Below are 13,173 nucleotides of genomic sequence, written 5' to 3'. Positions count from 1 at the left end.
CCTCGTGGGCATCTCTGGCTAACCGCGGACTTGCCCATGACCGACCAAAGCGCCCCGGCCCTGAAGGAAATCTTCAACGCCGAACGCCTGCAACACATCGCCAGCGAAATGACCGCGGTGTACCCGGCGTTCGACGCCAAGGTTTTTCTCAAACACGCCAAGGCGGGGTTGGCAGACCTGTCGGTGATGCAACGCATGGCGCGGGTCAGCGAAAGCCTGAACGCTGTGATCCCGCTGGATTATCCGCAAACCCTGAAGTTGCTGTATGCCCTGGCCCCTCGGCTGAACAGCGCCTTTGTCAGCCTGTTCCTGCCCCACTACGTTGCCAGCTACGGCGGCGATGATTTCAAGCGCTCCATGGCTGCCCTCAAGTACTTCACCACCTTCGGCTCCGCCGAGTTTGCCGTGCGGCATTTCCTGCTGAGGGATTTCAAGCGCACCCTGGCCGTAATGCAGCAATGGTCGCTGGATGACAACGAACACGTGCGACGCCTCGCCAGCGAAGGTTCACGGCCACGGCTGCCATGGTCGTTTCGCCTGGCCGAGGTGCAGGCCGATCCGAACCTGTGCGCTTCGATCCTCGACAATCTCAAGGCCGACAGCAGCCTCTACGTGCGCAAGTCGGTGGCCAACCACCTCAACGACATCACCAAGGACCATCCGGATTGGGTGCTGGGCCTGATCGAAGGCTGGTCCCTGGATAACCCCCACACCGCGTGGATCGCCCGCCACGCGCTGCGCAGCCTGATCAAGCAAGGCAACACCCGGGCGCTGACGATCATGGGCGCCGGGGCCAGGGCCGAAGTGAAGATCCATCAACTCAAGGTCGAGCCGGCGGCGATCAAGTTGGGGGAGCGGATCAACCTGTCCTTCAGCCTGGAGTCCACTGCCGATTCGTCGCAAAAGCTGGTGGTCGACTACGCCATCGACTATGTGAAAAGCGCCGGTCACAGCGCGTCCAAGGTGTTCAAGCTCAAGGCATTTACCCTGGGTGCCGGAGAACATCACACCATCAGCCGTGGCCAACATATCCGTGAATTGACCACGCGCAAGCACTATCCCGGCAAGCATGCGGTTCACGTGCTGGTGAACGGTGAGCGGCTGGGAAGCGTCGAGTTTGAACTCGCAAAATAATCCTTAAAACATTAACGAAGGCTCTAGATCGGGCCTTACAGCGTAATTAATTGTCGGACAATGCTAGGCATTCGTGTTGCGATCCATTATCATCCGGCGCCTTCTCGGTACCCCTAGGGTACTTGTGTCAATGTTCCACCTGAGGCGCCCATGCTCCGTTTTTCGTTTTACCGTCCCCTGATCTGCATCAGCTGGGGGCTTGCCAGTCACAGCGCGCTTGCCGCCCTGCAACCAATGGCCGAAGCCCCACTGGCCAGCGACACCGAGCTGCATTGCCACTTCAACCGCGACGCCAGCGTCGACTGCACTACCCGCTTTCACTACACCATCCTCAAGCCAAGCGGCCGCGAAATGCTCTCGCGGATCGACTTCAGCTACCAGGAAGAAGACGGCTTCGAACTGATCAAGGCCGAGTCCACCCAGCCCGGCGGCAAACCTGTGCCCCTGGACCCGACGCAAATCGACACCCGCACCGCCCCCAACCCGGACCAGGGTTTCTCCCGGGAAAAACAGACCTCGCTGGCGTTTCCCAACCTGCGGGTCGGCACGCAAATCCGCTACACGGTGCGCGAACATCACCCGGCCAAACCGCTGATGACCGAGTTCTACTACGCCTTGCAGTTCGGCCCCAACGCCGCACGGCGCGACCACTTCAAGGCACGCTTCACCGCCGAGCGGCCGATCGAGTGGCGCAGCGAATTGATGGAGGGTTTCAGCATTACGCCATCGGCCAATCGCAAGACCCTGGACGTGGTGCAAAAGGCCCCGACCTACCTCAGCTACATCAACGAATCCGCCAACGCCTACATACGCCACGCCCCGCGTATCGAAGTCGGCAGCTCCCTGGATCGCCAGCAGTACTTCGGCGGCTTTGCCGAACGCTACAACCAGATTCTCGGCGCCAAGCTGCCGCCCCAGGGCGCCGCCGCCGTGGCCGCCGTTCGCGGCTTGCCACCGGCACAACAGGTGGCCGGCCTGATGCAGCACATCAACGACCACTACCGTTACCTGGGCGACTGGCGCGCCTCGGATCGCGGCTATGTACCCTTCAGCCTGGCGGAGATCGAACAGCACGGCTACGGCGACTGCAAAGACCTTTCGACGCTGCTGGCGGCCATGCTCAAGGCCAGCGGAATCAAGGCCGAGCCCGCCTGGGTCAGCCGTGGCGATGTGGTTAACCCGCTGCTGATTCCCGGCACCGGCGCACCGAACCACGCCATCGTCCGCGCCGAAGTCGATGGCCAGGTGTGGTGGCTGGACCCGACCAACCCGATCTTCGCCCCCGGCCAGACCCTGCCCGACATCCAGGACCGCTGGGTGCTGGTGACCAACGCCGAGGGCCAGGTACGTGAAGAACACATCCCGCTGCAACCCGCCGCCCCCACGTTGATCCTCGACAAACAGGAGCGCTTCGACGCCCAGGGCACCGCCCGGGTCTCGGCCACCGTTGATTTTCGCGGCATGCCGCTGATGCAACTGAGCGTCGCCGACCGCCAGCAAGGCGCCACCGCCAGCGACCAGAACATCTGCGACAACTTCGGCAAACAGATCACCGACTGCCAGGTCGAGCGCCCCGCCACCGCCTTCTTGATCCCGGCCAGCTACAAGGTCAGCGCCACCCTGACGGACATGCGGCCCCTGGAACCGCTGGGCAACGACCACGTCTACAACGATGCCTTGCTGCAAGAGAAATGGGACGGTCTGCTCAACTACCGCCGCAATGGGCAACTGGCCGACTTGTACATAGGCAACCCCGAGACGCTGGATTACACCATCACACTGTCGGGTGGGCAGATCGACAAGGACATCAAGGCTTGCCAGGTACGCTCGCCGTGGTACGACCTGGACCTGACGGGTGAGCGCGTCAAGGGCGACTGGCGTTATCACTACGTCCTGACGCAGAAAATACGCTGGCTGACCCACGATGAAATTGTCAGCGCGCCGTTTGAAAAAATGATCAAGGAGATCCGTGCCTGTGGTGAGCAGGTGCATCAGGTGGTGAAGCTCTAACCCTCCCCCAGCAAAACCCCTTGCTCCCGCGCGCAGAGTTCCACCAGGTAATCCCACAACACCCGCAACCTGACCGACTTGTGCAGCTCGCGCCGGGAGCTGATCCAGTAGCTGCGCTGGATGCTCTCCGCCGGCAGCAGCGGCACCAGGTCCGGGTCGCTCGCCGCCATGAAGCACGGCAATACGGCAATTCCCAACCCCGAGCGCGCCGCCTGGTGCTGGGCGATCACGCTGGTGCTGTGGAACACCACTTTGGGGTTGCGGCAGAAACTGCTGAGGAATTTCAATTCCTGGCTGAACAGCAAATCATCGACGTAATCGATCCAGGCGTGCACCGCCAGGTCTTCGCGTTTTTCAATCGGCGGTGTGCGGTCCAGGTAGCTGCGGCTGGCGTAGAGCGCCAGCCGGTAGTCGGTGAGTTTGCGAGTCACCAGTTGGTCGACGCTGGGGCGTTCGAGGTGGATGCTGATTTCCGCTTCGCGGTTGAGGATGCTGACAAACCGTGGCACTGCTAGCAGTTCCACTTCCAGGCCCGGGTAGCGTTCGAACAGGCCGCCCATGCGACTGGCCAGGAACATCACGCCCAAACCCTCGGCCACCCCCAGGCGGATCTTGCCCAGGGGCGCGGCGGAATGAGTCAGTTCTTCTTCGGCCAGCAGCGCCACGTTTTCCATGGCTTCGGCATGTTTGAGCAGGGCTTCGCCGGAGGGCGTGAGTTCGTAACCCTGGGCGTGCTGCACGAACAGCGCAGTGCCCAGGCTTTTCTCGATGGCCTCGATGTGCCGGGCCACGGTGGCGTGGGTGGTTTTCAGGCGTTGCGCCGCCGTGAGCAAGCGTCCGCTACGCTGTAACTCAAGAAAGAACCGCAGATCATTCCAGTCGAACATGCCTTCCCCTTCTTCCCCTGAACAGCAGCGTTGTCTAAAAACGCACAGCAGCTGGGTAAAAACTAACATTTTTAAGACGAAAACTAACAACTAGGATGGAACCAATAAGAAAAACAAGCGAGGTCACAGATGCATTCTGCAGCTGCTGAATACGATTACGTGGTGGTAGGCGCCGGCCCGGCGGGCTGCCTGCTGGCCAATCGACTGTCTGCCAACCCTGCCCATCGCGTGTTGCTGCTTGAAGCAGGCGGTCGCGATAACTACCCCTGGATCCATATTCCCGTCGGCTACCTGTTCTGCATCGGCAACCCACGCACCGACTGGTGCTTCAAGACCGAAGCCCAGGAAGGCCTGCAAGGCCGTGCGCTGAGCTACCCGCGCGGCAAGGTGCTGGGCGGTTGCTCGTCCATCAACGGCATGATCTACATGCGCGGCCAGGCCCGGGATTACGACGGCTGGGCCGAGGACAATCCCGGCTGGGCCTGGAAGGATGTGCTGCCGCTGTTCAAGCAGAGCGAAAACCATTTTGCCGGTGCCTCGCAATTTCACAGTGACGCCGGTGAATGGCGGGTTGAGCAACAGCGCCTGCACTGGCCGATCCTCGATGCGTTTCGTGAGGCGGCGCAGCAAAGCGGTATCGACAGCATCAGCGACTTCAACCAGGGCGACAACGAAGGCTGTGGCTATTTCCAGGTCAATCAGAAATCCGGCGTGCGCTGGAATGCGGCCAAGGCGTTTCTCAAGCCGATCCGCCAGCGGCCCAACCTGACGGTGATGACCGAGGTTGAAGTCGACCGCGTACTCCTGGAGAACGGCCGTGCGGCGGCGGTGGTTGCTCGCCGGCAAGGCCAGCCAGTCACGTGGCGGGCGCGCAAGGAAATCATCCTGTGCGCCGGCTCCGTCGGTTCGCCCGGCATCCTGCAACGCTCCGGTATCGGCCCCTCCAGCGTGCTCAAGCCTTTGGGCATCGATGTGCTGCACGAGTTACCCGGCGTGGGCGGCAACCTGCAGGATCACCTGCAACTGCGCCTGATCTACAAGCTGGAAAACGCCCGCACTCTGAACCAGATCGCCGGCACCGTGTGGGGCAAGATGGGCATGGGCCTGCGCTACCTGTATGACCGCAGCGGCCCGCTGTCCATGGCCCCCAGCCAGCTTGGCGCGTTCGCCCGTTCCGGGCCGGAGCAGACGTCGGCCAACCTCGAATACCACGTGCAACCGCTGTCCCTGGAGCGCTTTGGCGAACCACTGCACGGGTTCCCGGCCTTCACCGCTTCGGTGTGCGACTTGCGCCCGCAAAGCCGTGGCCGCATCGACATTCGCTCGGCCAACCCGGCAGACGCACCGCTGATCCGCCCCAACTACCTCAGCCATCCGGAAGACCTGCGGGTGGCCGCCGACGCCATTCGCCTGACCCGACGCATCGTCTCGGCGCCGGCCCTGAAGCAATTCAACCCGGTGGAGTACCTGCCCGGCGCAGAACTGCAGACGGACGAACAACTGCAGGAAGCCGCCGCCCGCATTGGCACCACGATTTTCCATCCAGTGGGCACCTGCCGCATGGGCAGCGACAAGGACGCGGTGGTCGACGCCCAACTGCGAGTGCACGGGGTTCCCGGCCTGCGCATCGCCGACGCGTCGGTCATGCCACGCATCACTTCAGGCAACACCTGCTCACCGACGCTGATGATCGCGGAAAAAGCCGCGCAGCTTATCCTTTCGCCGAACACAAGGAGCCTCGCCCCGGAGAAAGAACTGACCTTACCGGCTTGACCTGCGGGAGCCCGGCTTGCCGGCGGTGGCGTTTTCAAGCGTTGTGCACAGCTTAAGAGCGCCATCGCCGGCAAGCCGGGCGCCTACAGGGGAATAGCGGCGCCGATGTGGCGCCGACAGTGGAACAACAATAAATAATCACTGTGAGGGCTACCCAAATGTCAGAACACGCTCAACCCCTGGGCTCCGCCACCAAGGCGCGAGACAGCAACGACACACAGAAAGTCATCTTCGCCTCCTCCCTCGGGACGGTGTTCGAGTGGTATGACTTCTTCCTCTATGGCGCCCTCGCGGCGGTGATCAGCAAGCAGTTCTTTGCCGGGGTCAACGACACCACGGCGTTTATCTTTGCCCTGATGGCCTTCGCCGCCGGCTTTGTGGTGCGCCCGTTCGGCGCGCTGGTGTTCGGTCGGCTGGGCGACATGATCGGGCGCAAGTACACCTTCCTCGCCACCATCATCCTGATGGGCCTGGCGACTTTCTGCGTCGGCCTGCTGCCGACCTATTCGAGCATCGGCATTGCCGCACCGATCATCCTCGTGGCACTGCGCATGCTCCAGGGCCTGGCGCTGGGCGGCGAGTACGGCGGTGCAGCCACTTACGTGGCCGAGCACGCCCCGGCGGGCAAACGCGGCTTCCACACCAGCTGGATTCAATCCACCGCGACCCTCGGCCTGCTGCTGTCGCTGCTGGTGGTGCTGGCGTGCCGTTACTTCACCGGCGACCAATTCGAAGTGTGGGGCTGGCGCCTGCCGTTCCTGCTGTCGATCGTGCTGTTGGGCATCTCCACCTGGATCCGCCTGAGCCTGCACGAGTCGCCGGCGTTCCTGAAAATGAAAGAGGAAGGCAAGGCCAGCAAGTCGCCGATCCGCGAGTCGTTCGGCAAATGGGAAAACCTCAAGATCGTGCTGATTGCGCTGTTCAGCATCAACGCCGGCCAGGCAGTGACGTTCTATGCCGCGCAGTTTTATGTGCTGTTCTTCCTCACACAGTTTTTGAAGATGGATCCGGCGCTGGCCAACATGCTGCTGATCATCAGCGTGGTGATTGGTGCACCGTTCTTCATCTTCTTCGGCTGGCTTTCGGACAAGCTGGGGCGCAAGCCGGTGTTGATGGTCGGCCTGCTGCTGGCCACCGCGCTGTACTTCCCGATCTTCAAGGGCCTGGCGCACTACACCAACCCGGCGATGGACCACGCCAGCCGCCAGTCGCCGATCACCGTATTGGCAGACCCGGCAACCTGCACCTTCCAGTTCGACCCGGTGGGCAAGGCGCGTTTTGACAGCCCGTGCGACAAGGTCAAGACCTTCCTGGTGAAACAGGGCCTGCCGTATGAAAGCGCGGCCGCCCCGGCGGGCAGCGCAGTGCAGGTGAGCGTGGGTGATGTGCGTATCGACGGTTACGACGAAGCCGCCCTGAAAGGCGCGGTGACCCTGGCGGGTTATCCGCAATCGGCTGATGTGGCCCAGGTCAACAAAACCATGGTGGTGGTGCTGATTGTCGCGCTGATCCTGATCGCCGCCATGTGCTACGGCCCGCTGGCAGCGCTGATGGTGGAGCTGTTCCCGACACGCATCCGCTACACCTCGCTGTCGCTGCCATACCACATCGGGAATGGCTGGTTTGGTGGGTTCCTGCCGACGGTGTCGTTTGCGCTGGTGGTGTACACCGGGGATATTTTCTATGGGCTGTGGTACCCGGTGGTCATTACCGGGGTGAGCCTGATCGTGGGGCTGATTTGCCTGAAAGAGACCAAGAACGTCGATATCGACAATAACTAAACGTCGATCCGGCCGACGCTGGAGTTTCAGTGTGGGAGCGGGCTTGCTCGCGAAAGCGGGGTGTCAGTCGCCGGATAGGTTGACTGATACACCGCGTTCGCGAGCAAGCCCGCTCCCACATTGGGTTTAGCACCAGACACACAAATTGCTGTATATCCATCCAGATAAAAGTTGCCCAATTCTGATTTATTGCTCATCCTGCTCCCCATTCAATTGCGTAGCGAATGTGGTGACCATGCGGCTGTTCCTCTGTGAAAAACCGTCCCAGGCCAAGGATATCGCCGCCGTGCTCGGCGCGACCCGGCGTGGCGACGGTTGTTGGCTGGGTTCAGGCGTGACGGTGACCTGGTGCATCGGCCACCTGCTGGAAACCGCCCCGCCCGACAGCTACGACGCCAAGTACAAGCGCTGGGTGCTGGCCGACCTGCCGATCATCCCCGAAAAGTGGAAGATGCTGGTCAAGCCCAAGACTGCCAGCCAGTTCAAGGCGGTCAAGCGTCTGCTGGGGGAAGCCCAGGAACTGGTGATCGCCACCGATGCCGACCGTGAGGGCGAGATGATCGCCCGTGAGCTGGTGGAGCATTGCCGTTATCGCGGCCCCATCCAGCGGCTATGGCTCTCGGCGCTCGACGACGCGTCGATCCGCAAGGCCCTGGCCTCGTTGAAGCCCGGTGCTGAAACCTTCAGCCTCTACCATTCGGCCCTTGGCCGCTCCCGTGCCGACTGGCTGATCGGGATGAACATGAGCCGCCTGTTTACCCTGCTGGGCCAACAGTCCGGCTACCAGGGCGTGTTGCCGGTCGGCCGTGTGCAAACCCCGACCTTGCGCCTGGTAGTGGACCGGGACCGCAGCATTGCCGACTTTGTACCCGTCGCTTATTGGGCCATCGATGTGGATCTGCTCCACGACGACATCACCTTCACTGCGCAATGGCGCGCGACCGAAGACGCCTGTGACGATCAGGGCCGCTGCCTCAATCCGCAGCTTGCCCGGGACGCCGCCAATGCCATGAGCAACGCCGCCAGCGCCCGGCTGGTCAAACTGCGTACCGAGCGCATGCGCGACGTCGCGCCCCTGCCCTTCGACCTCGGCACCCTGCAGGAAATCTGCTCGAAAAAGCTTGGCCTCGGCGCTCAGGAAACCCTGGATGTTGCGCAGTCGCTCTACGAAACCCACAAGGTCATCACTTACCCGCGCAGCGATTGCGGCTACCTGCCCCTTAGCCAGCACGGCGACGCGCCGAAAATTCTCGCGGCGCTGGGGCGGGCCGATCCGGCAGTGAACGCGTTGATGCCGCACATGGATCCACAACGCCGGTCACGAGCCTGGAACGACGCCAAGGTCAGCGCTCACCACGGCATCATTCCCACCGGCGCCGGCAAGGATGTCGGGCAATTGACGGGCAAGCATCGCGCCGTCTACACCTTGATTCGTGCCCGCTACCTCGCGCAGTTCCTGCCCAACCACGAGTACGACCGTACCCAGGCAGATTTCGATTGTGCCGGTGAAGCCTTGCGGGCTGTCGGTAAAGTCATCGTCGAGCCGGGCTGGAAACGCGCATTGCCGGAAGCATTGGCACCGGCCAAGGGCCGTGAAGCACCTGCGCCGCAGTCCTTGCCAAAACTGGTTCAGGGGCAGGACTACGCCGTGGCCAAGGTCAACCTCAAGGACCTGTGGACCCAGCCACCCAAACCCTTCACCGAAGGCGACCTGATCAAGGCGATGAAAAACGTCGCCAAGCTGGTGGAAGACCCGCTGCTCAAGCAAAAGCTCAAGGACACCACCGGGATCGGCACCGAAGCCACCCGCGCCGGGATCATCCAGGGCCTGCTGGACCGCGGCTACCTGGTGAAAAACGGCAAGGCGCTGTCGGCAACACCCGCCGCTTTCAGCCTGATTGATGCAGTGCCACGGGCAATTGCCGACCCCGGTACCACCGCTATCTGGGAGCAGGCACTGGACATGGTACAAAGCGGCGAGATGAGCCTGGAAGAGTTCGTCGCCAAACAGGCCGCATGGATGAGCAAACAGGTGACCCGCTGCACTGGCATGCGCCTGACCATCAGCGGCCCGGCCAGCCCGGCCGGACGTGGCGCCACACCGTGGAAAAACAAACGCAAATCGGCCAAGCGCAAGACGGCCACCAGCCCGAAGCGGGCGGCAAAACCGGCAAACAAGGGCTGAGAAGCACTAAGAAATCGCGACAATGACGTTTTTCGACGGGATGTATGCCGCTTTGGACCTTGCCCTGCTGCAGGCCATCCAGGATTCTGTAGGGCCTGCTAACCTCCCAACAATAACAACACCGGAGTGGCCTCCATGAAAACCGTTGCCCAAGTGCTGAAGTCCAAAGACCAGCATAACCATCAAGTCCACACCATCCCCCACGACCATACGGTATTTGAGGCCTTGATCGTGATGGCTTCGAAAAACGTCGGGGCCTTGCCAGTGCTCCAGGACGGCAAGGTGGTGGGCATCATCAGTGAACGAGACTATGCCCGCAAGGTCATCCTCCATGGATTGTCTTCGGTGAAGACCAAAGCCCACGAGATCATGAATTCACCGGTGATCACCGTCGACACTCACCAGACTGTCGAGACGTGCATGACGATCATGACCGACCGACATCTGCGGCACCTGCCTGTGGTGGAGAACGGCGAGTTGCTTGGCTTGCTGTCCATCGGCGACCTGGTCAAGGAAGCGATTGCCGAACAGGCCGACCTGATCAAACAGCTGGAGCAGTACATTCGCGGCGAATAATCATTGGGGAACCCATGCTCGATACCCTGCAACATCAAGTCGATAACCAGCTCGACAACCTGCACCGGGCCATGGCCGAACGGCGCTTCCTGGTGCTGACCGGTGCGGGTATCAGCACCTCTTCGGGGATTCCCGATTATCGCGACAGCGAAGGCGTGCGCCGGGGCAAGGCACCGATGATGTACCAGGAGTTCCTCGCAACCCCACAGGCGCGCCGCCGCTACTGGGCGCGGGCGATGCTCGGCTGGCCAAGGGTGCGTGTCGCGCAGCCGAACGCGGCGCATATCGCCCTGGCCACTCTGCAGCAACGCCAGCGCATTACCGGGCTGATCACCCAGAACGTCGACACCCTGCACGACCAGGCCGGCAGCCATGATGTGATCGAACTCCACGGCAGCCTGCACCGGGTGCTGTGCCTGGATTGCCAGCAGACCAGCGAGCGGGATCTGATCCAGCGCCAGATGGAAGCCGAGAACCCGTACCTGGCGGGTGTGGATGCCGTCCAAGCCCCCGATGGTGACACCTTGCTGGACCCGGCCTTTGAAGGACGTTTCCAGGTGCCCCGCTGCCCCCATTGCGGTGGGCAACGGTTGAAGCCGGATGTGGTGTTTTTCGGCGAGAACGTCGCCCAGGGCACCGCCGCCAAAGCGATGGCGGCCGTGGGCGACGCAGAAGGATTGCTGGTGGTGGGTTCGTCGCTGATGGCGTATTCGGCGTTTCGGTTGTGCAAGGCGATGGTTGAGCAAGGCAAGCCAGTGATCGCCATCAATCTGGGCAAGACCCGGGGCGACGAATTGCTGCAACTCAAGATCGAAGCCTCCTGCGAACGTTTGTTGCCGTTGCTGGCAGAACGCCTGGGATAGCCCAATCCTGCTTTTCTGTGGCGAGGGAGCTTGCTCCCGCTGGGCTGCGCAGCAGCCCCAAAACCGACAACCGAATGATTCCTGAAGAACCGCAGTCAGCCTGGTGGGGGCGCTTCGCCCCTCAGCGGGAGCAAGCTCCCTCGCCACAAAAAGCCCCCCGGATCCCGCGACCTGCCCGCACGAAAAGTGACGCCCAAGTCATGTTTTCCGCTCACACCCCCGCCCTGCAAGGATTTATGTAGTGCTCAAAAATAATCACTACATAATCGTTGACGTAACCGTTTTGTAATTGCATGATTCAAGCGTCTCCCGGATCGGGAGCGTTGGTAACACGCGTTTTGAACAAGCTCGTCTGACCGCCGAGCTGTTTTTTCCGGATGTGCACTGCCCACAAGGCAGATTGATGAAGCTGACCGGCCCGAAAGGATCGGTACAAGGAGCTCAAACGCTGCTTGTCTTCGTTATGAAACCATTGCGTAGCAGGTCATCAGCAAGACTACATGCATCGGTTCAAGACCCTGCCCGTATTCGGCAGACAGTCGCTGACGCCCGGTTTTCTGAGCCGGAGACAACTTAGTAGTTTTAACGGATCAACTAGAGATCGCCAACTGGTCAAGGGGCTTACACATGAATCTGAACAACCAACCAACTATCGATGAATTGGCTGAGATGTTCGCAGCGCAGAAAGACACGCTCGACGACCATATCCTCTGGATTGGTAAATCGGGCCAGGTCCATATTGACTGCCTGGCGCCCCACACCGTGGAAGAAGAGTTCGACAGGAATAACCGTGAACTGGCAGCGCGCCTGAAGATGTACCGCCGCGGCCAGGGTTATGTCGGCAAGAAAGCCGCCGCCGATCGCAACTTTATCGAGCAGGTCTTCCATACACTTAATACCGAGTGGCAGAACCTTAAAGGCCATTCGCAAGTTAAGGTGATCGACAGATACTGCTGATAACTACGCACTTATCACTTAAGCCTGCTCGCTTAAAACGAGCAGGCTTTTTTATGGCCGACGGTTATTGCAACAACGCCGGGAAACGCCCCTTCCCCGCTTCATCGCAAAAAATATCAAACATGGCCTGGGCCGCCGCTGAAAGTTCGTGGCCGGGCTTGGTCAGTACACCAATCGGCCGTTCGATCACCGGATCGCTCAAGGTGATGCAATGGGCGCCTGCTTCCTGCATTTGGCGTGCACACAACGCCGGCACTGCACTCACGCCCAAGCCACTGGCAACCATCTTGCCCACCGTCGCCAGTTGATGGCTCTCCAGGGCTACGGGCAGCTTCAGGTCCAGCGCCTTCAGGTGTTCTTCAAGCATCACTCGTACCGTGGACGGGCGCTGCAAGGTGATGAAGGGTTGTTCCAGCAGGGTGTGCCAGGCGATATCGGAGCGGCGTGCCAATGGCGAGTCACCGGGCACCACCGCCACAAAGCGGTCCACATACAGCGGGGTGAACACCAGCGATGAGCTTTCCGACGGTTCAAACGCCACGCCCAACTCCACTTGGCGATCGCGGACCATTTCCAGCACCTGCTCGTTGATCACGTCATTCACCGTTACGTTGACCTGAGGATAGCGCGCGCGAAAAATCTTCAGGATCGGTGGCAGCAGGTTTCCGGCAAACGACGGCATCGCCGCCACCGTTACCCGCCCGCGCTGCAGGGTGAAACGCTGGCGCAACTCATCCTCGGCATTGTCCCAATCGGCGATCAGGCGCCGGGCCAGGGGCAGTAGCGATTCCCCTTCGGGAGTCAGCGCGACATTGCGCGTATTGCGGCTGAACAGCCGCCCGCCCAGGCCTTCTTCCAGACCTTTGATGGTCAGGCTCAAGGCCGACTGGGAAAGATGCAAACGCTCACAGGCGGCCGCAAAGCTCAAGGTCTGGGCTACGGCAAGAAAGGCGCGCATCTGTTTAACTGTCATCAAGCTTCTCCCGATGGCTAAGGACTATGCTGTT

Annotated in this window: 10 protein-coding genes; 8 read left to right on the top strand and 2 right to left on the bottom strand. The window is 61.3% G+C overall.

Annotated features, from left to right (window positions below):
* Nucleotides 1-36: 36 nt before the first annotated feature.
* Nucleotides 37-1,134: a DNA alkylation repair protein gene (locus HX821_RS10625; protein WP_177035718.1), complete on the top strand. Its 1,098-nt coding sequence runs from the start codon at nucleotides 37-39 to the stop codon at nucleotides 1,132-1,134.
* Between the two features lie 150 nt (nucleotides 1,135-1,284).
* Complete coding sequence (locus tag HX821_RS10620) at nucleotides 1,285-3,144, top strand: DUF3857 domain-containing transglutaminase family protein (RefSeq protein ID WP_008435877.1); 1,860 nt, start codon at nucleotides 1,285-1,287, stop codon at nucleotides 3,142-3,144.
* Here HX821_RS10620 and HX821_RS10615 read toward each other — a convergent pair.
* A complete protein-coding gene (locus HX821_RS10615) occupies nucleotides 3,141-4,031 on the bottom strand; it encodes a LysR family transcriptional regulator (protein WP_003211603.1) in 891 nt (296 codons plus the stop codon). The two genes, HX821_RS10620 and HX821_RS10615, sit on opposite strands and share 4 nt — an antisense overlap.
* Nucleotides 4,032-4,160: 129 nt before the next feature.
* Between HX821_RS10615 and HX821_RS10610 the strand changes: the two genes are divergently transcribed.
* From HX821_RS10610 to HX821_RS10585, 6 genes are all read left to right on the top strand, one after another.
* On the top strand, nucleotides 4,161-5,804 hold the full coding sequence (locus HX821_RS10610) for a GMC family oxidoreductase (RefSeq protein WP_177035717.1): 1,644 nt from the start codon (nucleotides 4,161-4,163) through the stop codon (nucleotides 5,802-5,804).
* Nucleotides 5,805-5,962: 158 nt separating this feature from the next.
* Nucleotides 5,963-7,585, top strand: a complete 1,623-nt coding sequence (locus HX821_RS10605) for an MFS transporter (RefSeq protein ID WP_177035716.1) — start codon at nucleotides 5,963-5,965, stop codon at nucleotides 7,583-7,585.
* Between the two features lie 235 nt (nucleotides 7,586-7,820).
* A complete protein-coding gene (locus HX821_RS10600; protein ID WP_177035715.1) occupies nucleotides 7,821-9,770 on the top strand; it encodes a DNA topoisomerase III in 1,950 nt (649 codons plus the stop codon).
* Nucleotides 9,771-9,905: 135 nt separating this feature from the next.
* Nucleotides 9,906-10,346 carry a CBS domain-containing protein gene (locus tag HX821_RS10595; protein WP_177009754.1) on the top strand — a complete coding sequence of 147 codons (441 nt, stop codon included), beginning with the start codon at nucleotides 9,906-9,908 and terminating at the stop codon, nucleotides 10,344-10,346.
* 14 nt (nucleotides 10,347-10,360) lie between these two features.
* Nucleotides 10,361-11,209 carry an NAD-dependent protein deacetylase gene (locus tag HX821_RS10590; protein ID WP_177035714.1) on the top strand — a complete coding sequence of 283 codons (849 nt, stop codon included), beginning with the start codon at nucleotides 10,361-10,363 and terminating at the stop codon, nucleotides 11,207-11,209.
* 627 nt (nucleotides 11,210-11,836) lie between these two features.
* Nucleotides 11,837-12,166, top strand: coding sequence for a hypothetical protein (locus tag HX821_RS10585; RefSeq protein ID WP_003211618.1), 330 nt, complete (start codon nucleotides 11,837-11,839; stop codon nucleotides 12,164-12,166).
* A 64-nt stretch (nucleotides 12,167-12,230) separates the two neighbouring features.
* Here the strand turns inward: HX821_RS10585 and HX821_RS10580 are convergent, their stop codons facing one another.
* The gene (locus HX821_RS10580) at nucleotides 12,231-13,139 is read right to left on the bottom strand and encodes a LysR family transcriptional regulator (protein WP_023658941.1); all 909 of its coding nucleotides are present in this window, start codon (nucleotides 13,137-13,139) and stop codon (nucleotides 12,231-12,233) included.
* Between the last annotated feature and the right edge of the window lie 34 nt (nucleotides 13,140-13,173).

The sequence above is a fragment of the Pseudomonas sp. B6001 genome, assembly GCF_013386015.1.
In the GTDB taxonomy this organism is placed as follows: domain Bacteria; phylum Pseudomonadota; class Gammaproteobacteria; order Pseudomonadales; family Pseudomonadaceae; genus Aquipseudomonas.
Note: the sequence above shows the minus strand (reverse complement) of the source record. Positions and strands in the feature narration are given on the sequence as shown.

Coding starts and splice junctions, on each gene's coding strand:
- HX821_RS10625 (WP_177035718.1), top strand. CDS start 37: ATGACCGACCAAAGCGCCCCGGCCCTGAAGGAAATCTTCAACGCCGAA.
- HX821_RS10620 (WP_008435877.1), top strand. CDS start 1,285: ATGCTCCGTTTTTCGTTTTACCGTCCCCTGATCTGCATCAGCTGGGGG.
- HX821_RS10615 (WP_003211603.1), bottom strand. CDS start 4,031: ATGTTCGACTGGAATGATCTGCGGTTCTTTCTTGAGTTACAGCGTAGC.
- HX821_RS10610 (WP_177035717.1), top strand. CDS start 4,161: ATGCATTCTGCAGCTGCTGAATACGATTACGTGGTGGTAGGCGCCGGC.
- HX821_RS10605 (WP_177035716.1), top strand. CDS start 5,963: ATGTCAGAACACGCTCAACCCCTGGGCTCCGCCACCAAGGCGCGAGAC.
- HX821_RS10600 (WP_177035715.1), top strand. CDS start 7,821: ATGCGGCTGTTCCTCTGTGAAAAACCGTCCCAGGCCAAGGATATCGCC.
- HX821_RS10595 (WP_177009754.1), top strand. CDS start 9,906: ATGAAAACCGTTGCCCAAGTGCTGAAGTCCAAAGACCAGCATAACCAT.
- HX821_RS10590 (WP_177035714.1), top strand. CDS start 10,361: ATGCTCGATACCCTGCAACATCAAGTCGATAACCAGCTCGACAACCTG.
- HX821_RS10585 (WP_003211618.1), top strand. CDS start 11,837: ATGAATCTGAACAACCAACCAACTATCGATGAATTGGCTGAGATGTTC.
- HX821_RS10580 (WP_023658941.1), bottom strand. CDS start 13,139: ATGACAGTTAAACAGATGCGCGCCTTTCTTGCCGTAGCCCAGACCTTG.